The sequence below is a fragment of the Alkalilimnicola sp. S0819 genome, assembly GCF_009295635.1.
GTDB lineage: Bacteria > Pseudomonadota > Gammaproteobacteria > Nitrococcales > WHIW01 > S0819.
Map to the genome: position 1 here is coordinate 1 of NZ_WHIW01000030.1, position 3,499 is coordinate 3,499.

Sequence of the window (3,499 nt, forward strand, 5' to 3'; positions counted from 1 at the left end):
AAAAGGGGCGGATCGGGGCCGAAATGGCGTAAAAACACCGTATTCAGGGCCAAAAACGGCCCGAGCGGTCATGTTTTGAGCAATTTGTGCTGGATCGCTGATTTGATCAGCGCTTCCTTAGACCTACCACTGAACAGACGCCCGAGAGGAACACCATTTGAGGCACCGCGCTGAGCAAAGCATCCCAGAAATTTTGGTTGGGCTCATGCTCGGGTTGTCCTTTTGGGTACTGATTTTTTGGGCGGGCCACCACGCGATTTTCACCGAAACGTACTATCTCGTCTTAAGCCAAAGCCACGCTGAGCTCCCACAGCACCTGCGGGCCAGCGACGCTCAGCCCCTTGATGAATGTTTGGATACCGTAGATTATTTCAAAAATATTGGGGCCGATTCCATGTGGTGCGAACGGGTTCCAACATGGCTCCACTGGCTGAACGTGTTGAGAGCTCTTGCATATCAAGGCGGCCTATTTTTTGAAAGCATTTAGCTTGGCGGCCACGCACCGCGTGGCGCTACCCGACCCTTCTAACACGCAGCTGAAGCCGACAGCGAAAACGCCAGGCGTTTTCGCTGCGGCTTAGCAGCCCGTTAGGCACGGTGGAAGGCGCCTCATGAACCCCCTGTGGTTTTTATCGATTTTTGTTGTTTTTGGCTTGGCCCACGTGGTCACTCTTGTCCGTCTGAAGGGACAAAAACAAAACTCGCGCGTTTACCGCCAGCTGCGGCTCTCAAGATGGATACTCGCCTTACTGTTGGCGACAGGTGTATTTCTCGGCCTGCTGGTGTCTTCAGCTGCCTTTCCAAGTGCCACGGGCGTACAAGCCTTTCTTTTGTTCGTAGCCGCTGCTGTATGCGGGCCACTGGCTTTGCTAGGGGTTGCTTGGTTCCGGGTTGTAGGCGTCCAGGAATTGGCCCAGAGTTCCCTGAGCAGGCGGAAGAAGAAGAAAACGCCACGGAAGAAGTAGAATCATCAAGAGCCTAACAAAGCCATGGAGCGCGACGCGGCTGACGCCGCGCGGCTCATGGCTAGCCGTTAGGGTGGGCCGGAACCGTGGATATCAGGGTACGGCTGTAGGGATCGGCCAGCTTACCGCCCTGCCCCAGCGCCGGATAAAGCACGCCACCTTTCAGCGGTGGCACTAGCAAGCGCCAGGGCACGGCCGCCGTTGAGCCGTCTGGATCATTGGCCACAATAACCACCATCAGGCCTGTCCAACTTTGGTAGTCTGCTTGGATACGCGCTTTACCAGAGGTTTTGCCGAACTCTTCAAGCTCGGCGCCCTCAGCGAAGCAAAAGAAGAACAGCAAGAACCGGTGGCCACGCGCCAAGCTTGCAAGCGCCCCACCGTTTCTAACACGCAGCTCAAGCCGACGCAGTTGACGCTGCGCGGCTTAGCAGCCCGTTAGGGTGGGCCGGAACCGTGGATATCGGTGGTTGGCTGTAGGAATTATCGAACTTGCCGCCCTGCCCCGGCGTCGCATAAAGCACGCCACCTTCCGGGCGTGGCACTAAGCGAGCGCCTGGGCACGGCCGCGGTTGAGCCGTCTGAACCAGTGGCCAAAATGACCGTCGCCAGGCTTGTCCATGTTGGGTAGTCTGTTTGGGTACGCGCTTCACCAAAGGTTCTGCCGCAGCCTTCAAGCTCGGCGCCTTCGGCGAAGCAAATGAAGAAGAACAAGGACCGGTGGCCACGCGCCAAGCACGGTAGCGCCCCACCATTCTAACACGCCGCTCAAGCCGACGCGGCTACGCCGCGCGGCTTAGCAGCCCGTTAGCGCCTGAAGGCGGAGGTGTGCGCGGTCATCGAGGAAGGTCGCGATCCAGATGTTCGGCCAACCAAGTCTTGATCAGGGACTGATAAGGGACGTCTCGCCGGTGCGCTTCAACCTTGATGCGCTCCAGTACGCTCACAGGAAGCCGCAACGAAATCGTTTTAGTCGTCGGCTTGAGGTTCGGGAACCGCGCAGGCTGGGCCTTGCTCCAGTCCACGTAGTCACTGGAGTCATGACTTTCCCAAAAGGCGCGTTCCTCGGCCTCGGTCTTGAACTCAGGGGGCGTCTTGCGCTGCTTGCTCATAAGTGGCCCTCTCCTTGCGGTGCATGTCTCGCGCCGAGATAACCCGGATCAGGGTTCCGGCCGAGCGCAGCGTGAAGGTAATGTGCAGTTGCCGGCCCAGGTCAGTAACTCCAAGGGCATGGTAGCGCTGCTCGTCCTGGCTGTGCTTGGGGTCGGGCACCAAGAGCAGCGGTTCGTTGAAGAATGTCTGCTCGGCCTCAGCCTGCGCCACGCCGTGTTTGTCGGCGCTCTTGCGGGCGTTGCCTTCGTCCCAGTCGAAGCCAGTGGCTCTGGTCCAGTCGATCATGCTGCGTATATTATGAGCATATACACGAAAGAGGAAGAGCGCTAACAAGGCGGTGAAGCCGACAGCAAAAACGCTGCGCGTTTTTCCTGCGGCTTACCGCTAGCCGTTAGACGGCGGGCTCTGCATGTTCGGCTCTAGCGCGCTGTGCCGGCACATGAAGATGCCGTAGTTCCTTTCGCCGTTTGTCGTCGGCTAGGCTGAGCGGTAGATGAACGCGTTCTCGCGTCCTTCAGGCGCTGGAGCGGGAAGAAAAGAAGTCAGCGCCGCAGTCCTTTCCAGCCGATGGTCTCGGTCATGGTCGCGGCGTCAGTGGAACGTCAACCTTCGGTAGTTCTACGACAGCTCCGTCGGTTCGTCCGCGAAAGGTGCTCCAGGCTTGGCGGCTGTCGGTGGGCTTCCGTGCCTTCAAGCGGTGGATGCCGCTCGGCAGGCGGCCCAGTCAGAGGTCGGCTAACAACAGCGGGTGGCTCGCCAGGCGCGGCAGTGGCGTCCGGGGCCGCCTTTCTAACAAGGCGCTCCAGCCGACGCTAAAAAGCAGCGCGGCTGAGCTTCCTCGTTAGCGGGTGCAGGCCCAAGGGGAGAAAGTTAGGGTTCGCGATCTCGGTGGCCAGAACGTCGATCCGTGCCAGTCTCAAAGAAGGTCGCAGCCAAACGCATCAGGAACGGCTCGGGCAGTGCCACAAAGGGTGGCTCTTTCCGCCCTCGGTCCATTCTGTGAAGGCGCGCCCTCACTGGGAACAGCCCCGTTGGCGCCCATAGGACGGGCCCCAACACTGTCGTGGTTCCGCTCATTGGGGTTACGAGCCGACCACCCAGGGGCGTGTTCGGCATGGCGTGGTCCCACGGGTGGTTGCGGCCACGAATGCCAACGTCCCTGCCCTGCCCGCTGGCACGGCGGTGCCGCATCGGGGTACGTTGGCGCGGCAACGGTAGAGGCCTCGCCCGCCACAAAGAGAAGAACAATCGCAAGCACGATGCCCTGCTCACTGCTGGCAGAAAGCTGCACCGTGCTAACTGTCGGGTCCCTGATGATTCCATCTCCCTCAGGAGTTACCCTCTATGGGTAGCGCGAGAGGTGCTCAGTGAGCTTAGGAGGAATCATCCATGAAGATCCGTCTGCATGCGAACGCTGCCAC

The 3,499-nt window shown here is 59.7% G+C and carries 4 protein-coding genes; 1 reads left to right on the plus strand and 3 read right to left on the minus strand.

The annotated features are described in order from the left end of the window. The first annotated feature begins 611 nt into the window (after nt 1–611). Nucleotides 612–965, plus strand: coding sequence for a hypothetical protein (locus tag GBG68_RS13790; RefSeq protein ID WP_152148358.1), 354 nt, complete (start codon nt 612–614; stop codon nt 963–965). Nucleotides 966–1,026: 61 nt separating this feature from the next. On the opposite strand, the gene GBG68_RS13795 is transcribed toward GBG68_RS13790, so the two are convergent. From GBG68_RS13795 to GBG68_RS13805, 3 genes are all read right to left on the minus strand, one after another. Continuing rightward, on the minus strand, nt 1,027–1,308 hold the full coding sequence (locus tag GBG68_RS13795; protein WP_152148360.1) for a hypothetical protein: 282 nt from the start codon (nt 1,306–1,308) through the stop codon (nt 1,027–1,029). A 493-nt stretch (nt 1,309–1,801) separates the two neighbouring features. Further along, nucleotides 1,802–2,077: a type II toxin-antitoxin system BrnA family antitoxin gene (gene brnA / locus GBG68_RS13800; RefSeq protein ID WP_152148362.1), complete on the minus strand. Its 276-nt coding sequence runs from the start codon at nt 2,075–2,077 to the stop codon at nt 1,802–1,804. Beyond that, on the minus strand, nt 2,049–2,363 hold the full coding sequence (locus tag GBG68_RS13805) for a BrnT family toxin (protein WP_152148364.1): 315 nt from the start codon (nt 2,361–2,363) through the stop codon (nt 2,049–2,051). Before GBG68_RS13805 ends, brnA begins: the two co-directional genes overlap by 29 nt. Between the last annotated feature and the right edge of the window lie 1,136 nt (nt 2,364–3,499).